The sequence below is a fragment of the Cupriavidus sp. R6-3 genome (assembly GCF_059772245.1).
Map to the genome: position 1 here is coordinate 1 of NZ_JCBAJO010000336.1, position 3,874 is coordinate 3,874.

A 3,874-nucleotide genomic window follows, 5' to 3' on the forward strand; every position below is an offset into this window, starting at 1 on the left:
GAGAACAGCAGCCAGACGCACCAGACGATGCCGCCCAGCGCAATGGCGGCGATGTAGTAGCCCCAGAAATCGGAAATAAAGTCGCTCATGACATCAATGTCCCTGCTCGATGGCGTACGGATGCGCGGCGTCGCGCGGCACGTCCGTGCGTTCGCCCATGGCCTCTTCGCCGCCCGCCTCGTCGGGGAGCGCGAACGGCAGCCAGGCGGCTTCGCGATTGGCATGGCGCCGCCCACCGGACCACGCCCAGCAGACGATGCCGATAAAGACGACGAGGAAGATCAGCGTGGAAAACGCGGTCAGGGTCGCCATGGTCATTGGCTCCCGCTCGGCGCGCCACCTGCCGTGGCGGGGTCTGCGCTGCCGTCTGCACCGCCGTCCGCGCTACCGTCTGTACTGCTGCCTGAGCTGCTGCCCGCACTACCGTCTACGCGGCGGTCCACGCCCGCGACCTCGATGCCGACGGTGCGGCGATTGGTGCCGAGGCCCTGCAGATACGCCACCAGCGCGTCCTCTTCGGTCCTGCCATTCAGCGCGTCGGGCGCCGCCTCGATGTCGGCGTCGCTGTACGGCACGCCGAGCGTGCGCAGCGTTCGCATGCGCTGGCGGATGTCGTCGGTCGGCAGCACGGTCTTCGCCAGCCACGGATAGGAAGGCATCACCGACTCGGGCACGACATCGCGCGGATTGCGCAGATGGATGCGTTGCCAGTCGTCCGAGTAGCGGCCGCCCACGCGCGCCAGGTCCGGGCCGGTACGCTTGGAGCCCCACAGGAAGGGATGGTCGTAGACCGATTCGCCGGCGGTCGAGTAAGGGCCGTAGCGCTCGACCTCGGCCTGCAGCGTGCGCACCTGCTGCGAATGGCAGCCGACGCAGCCCTCGCGGATATAGATGTCGCGCCCCATCAGCCGCAGCGGCGAGTAAGGGACGATGCCCGGATCGGGCTGCGTGGTCGAATGCTGGAAGAACAGCGGCAGGATCTGCACGAAGCCGGCGATGCTGACCACCACGATGGTGCAGACGATCAGCCAGCCGATGTTCTTCTCCAGCGTCTCGTGCGAAAAGAAGCGTCGTTGTTGGGACATGATGGAATCCGGATGGCGTTCAGGCGGCGGGAGCGGTGGCGGCGGTGGCGGCGGTGGCGGCGGTGCCGGCGGAGGCCGCAACGGCGGTCCCGACGGTGGCCCCCGCCGGAATCACGGGATCGAAGGCGCGGCGGCCCGCGATGGTGCGCGCCACGTTCCACGACATCACCAGCATGCCGGCGAGGAAGCACAGGCCGCCCAGCAGACGGATCAGGTAGAACGGATATTTGGCCTTGACCGCTTCGACGAACGCGTAGGTCAGCGTGCCGTCGGGCTGCGTGGCGCGCCACATGAGCCCTTCCATCACGCCGGCGATCCACATCGAGGCGATATAGAGCACCACGCCGATGGTCGCGATCCAGAAGTGCCATTCGATCAGGCGCGTGCTGTACATCCGCTGCTGGCCGAACAGGCGCGGCACCAGGTAGTACAGCGAGCCGATCGTGATCATCGCGACCCAACCCAGCGCGCCCGAATGCACGTGGCCGATGGTCCAGTCGGTGTAGTGCGACAGCGCGTTGACCGTCTTGATCGACATCATCGACCCCTCGAAGGTCGCCATGCCGTAGAAGGACAGCGCCACCACCAGGAACTTCAGGATCGGATCGGTGCGCAGCTTGTGCCAGGCGCCCGACATCGTCATGATCCCGTTGATCATGCCGCCCCACGACGGGGCCAGCAGGATCAGCGAGAACACCATGCCGAGCGACTGCGCCCAGTCCGGCAGCGCGGTGTACTGCAGGTGGTGCGGGCCGGCCCACATATAGGTGAAGTTCAGCGCCCAGAAATGGACGATCGACAGCCGGTACGAATAGATCGGGCGCTCGGCCTGCTTCGGAATGAAGTAGTACATCATGCCGAGGAAGCTGGTGGTCAGGAAGAAGCCGACCGCGTTATGGCCGTACCACCACTGCACCATCGCGTCCTGCACGCCCGCATAGGCGGAATACGACTTCCACAGCGACGCCGGCAGCTCGATGTTGTTGACGATATGCAGGATCGCGATCGTCAGGATGTAGGCGCCGAAGAACCAGTTGGCCACGTAGATATGGCGGGTCTTGCGGCGGGCGATGGTGCCGAAGAACACGATCGCATAGGCCACCCATACCGCCGCGATCAGCAGATCGATCGGCCATTCCAGCTCGGCGTATTCCTTCGAGGTCGTGATGCCCAGCGGCAGCGTGATCGCCGCGGCGACGATCACGATCTGCCAGCCCCAGAAGGTGAAGGCCGCCAGCGGCGCGGCAAACAGCCGCGCCTGGCAGGTCCGCTGCACCACGTAGTACGAGGTGGCGAACAGCGCGCTGCCGCCGAAGGCGAAGATCACCGCATTGGTATGCAGCGGACGCAGCCGTCCGAACGACAGCCACGGCGTATCGAAATTGAGTTCAGGCCAGATCAGTTGCGCGGCGAGCAGCACGCCGACCGCCATGCCGACGATCCCCCAGACCACGGTCATGACGGCGAATTGCCTCACGACGTGGTAGTTGAAGGTGTCGGCGGCGCGCGCGGGCGTGGCCGTGCCGGTCAGGCCGGCGGCGGTGACATCCATTCGGACCCCCAAGGATGGATATGGAACAGGAAAGAAGAAGGCGATAAAGGCAATGTAGAGGGGGTCGGGCGGCGCGCCCTTGATCCGGATCAAGCGCCGTGCAGATGCATGGCGCCCCGGGGAACCTCAGTGGGGAAGATCGCAACGGCCCGGCCGCCGCGCGGCGCCCGCCTTCGCATCGGGGCGGTCGTTGTCGAGCAGGATCGCCTGCCCCGGCCGCTCGAGATCGTCGTATTGCCCGGCGCGCAGCGCCCACCACAGCGCCGCGGCGATCAGCGCGACCAGCGCGAGGCTCATCGGCACCAGCAGGAACAGCGTGTCCATCGCTAGCGCACCTTCGGCACGCGCAGCAGGCGCCAGGCATTGGCGACCACCAGCAGCGAGGACAGCGACATGCCGATCCCGGCCATCCAGGCGTTGACATGGCCGCTGGCGGCCAGCGGAATGGCCACCATGTTGTAGGCGAAGGCCCAGGCCAGGTTCTGCCGGATCACCGCACGCGCGCGGCGCGCGATGGCCAGCGCGGTGGCGACGTCGGCGATGCCGTCGTGGGTCAGCACCGCATCGGCGCCGACCTGCGCGAGCGGCGCGCCGCTGGCGAGCGCGATCGACACCTGCGCCTGCGCCAGCACCGGCCCGTCGTTGATGCCGTCGCCGATCGCAAGTACCACCGCGCCATCGCGCTGCAAGGCGGCCACGTAGTCGCGCTTGCCCTCGGGACTGATGCGCCCTTGCGCGGCTTCGATGCCGAAATGGCGGGCCCACCAGCGCACCGTCGGCTGGCTGTCGCCCGAAACCAGATGGCAGCGCAGTCCGAGCGCGCGCAGGCGCGCCAGCAGTTCGGCCGCCTGCGCGCGCTCGCTGTCCGACAGCACGAAGACGGCGAGCAGTCCGCCTTCGTCGCCCAGCCACACCGGCGAGGCGCCGTCGTGCAGATGGTGGCGCAGCGCATCGAGGGCCGCCTCGTTGCCGGCGGGACCTGACGGAACCAGCGCCGGCGTCTCCGGCGCGGGCGGCACCAGCGCGGGGGGAACCAGCGTGGACGGAACCAGCGCGGACGGAACCAGCGCCGGCGGCACCAACGCCTCGACGAAGTCGCGCCGCCCTACGCGTATCGGACGGCCGTCGAGCAGCGCCTCCACGCCCTGCCCCGGGCGATTGCGCAGTTGCGTCGGCAGTGGTTCGAAGTTCAGGCCGCCGGCGGTGAAACCAGAGACACCGCCAGGGCTCGCCGCGC

5 protein-coding genes are annotated in these 3,874 nt (G+C 67.9%); all 5 read right to left on the bottom strand.

Translation table 11 applies throughout. The annotated features are described in order from the left end of the window. Positions 1 to 93: 93 nt before the first annotated feature. Positions 94 to 312 carry a cbb3-type cytochrome oxidase subunit 3 gene (locus AC6EI8_RS25050; RefSeq protein WP_226108693.1) on the bottom strand — a complete coding sequence of 73 codons (219 nt, stop codon included), beginning with the start codon at positions 310 to 312 and terminating at the stop codon, positions 94 to 96. A gap of 2 nt (positions 313 to 314) precedes the next feature. After that, positions 315 to 1,085, bottom strand: a complete 771-nt coding sequence (gene ccoO / locus AC6EI8_RS25055; RefSeq protein ID WP_226108692.1) for a cytochrome-c oxidase, cbb3-type subunit II — start codon at positions 1,083 to 1,085, stop codon at positions 315 to 317. A gap of 19 nt (positions 1,086 to 1,104) precedes the next feature. Next, on the bottom strand, positions 1,105 to 2,637 hold the full coding sequence (ccoN, locus tag AC6EI8_RS25060; RefSeq protein ID WP_498383198.1) for a cytochrome-c oxidase, cbb3-type subunit I: 1,533 nt from the start codon (positions 2,635 to 2,637) through the stop codon (positions 1,105 to 1,107). Positions 2,638 to 2,763: 126 nt separating this feature from the next. Then, positions 2,764 to 2,961, bottom strand: coding sequence for a cbb3-type cytochrome oxidase assembly protein CcoS (gene ccoS / locus AC6EI8_RS25065; protein ID WP_498383200.1), 198 nt, complete (start codon positions 2,959 to 2,961; stop codon positions 2,764 to 2,766). Positions 2,962 to 2,963: 2 nt separating this feature from the next. Next, positions 2,964 to 3,874 (bottom strand): HAD-IC family P-type ATPase (locus tag AC6EI8_RS25070; RefSeq protein WP_498383201.1); only part of this gene is annotated, 911 nt, incomplete at its 5' end.

What these genes read in the sequence shown, in the direction of transcription:
- AC6EI8_RS25050 (WP_226108693.1), bottom strand. Translation starts at nt 312, where the DNA reads ATGGCGACCCTGACCGCGTTTTCCACGCTGATCTTCCTCGTCGTCTTT.
- ccoO (WP_226108692.1), bottom strand. Translation starts at nt 1,085, where the DNA reads ATGTCCCAACAACGACGCTTCTTTTCGCACGAGACGCTGGAGAAGAAC.
- ccoN (WP_498383198.1), bottom strand. Translation starts at nt 2,637, where the DNA reads ATGGATGTCACCGCCGCCGGCCTGACCGGCACGGCCACGCCCGCGCGC.
- ccoS (WP_498383200.1), bottom strand. Translation starts at nt 2,961, where the DNA reads ATGGACACGCTGTTCCTGCTGGTGCCGATGAGCCTCGCGCTGGTCGCG.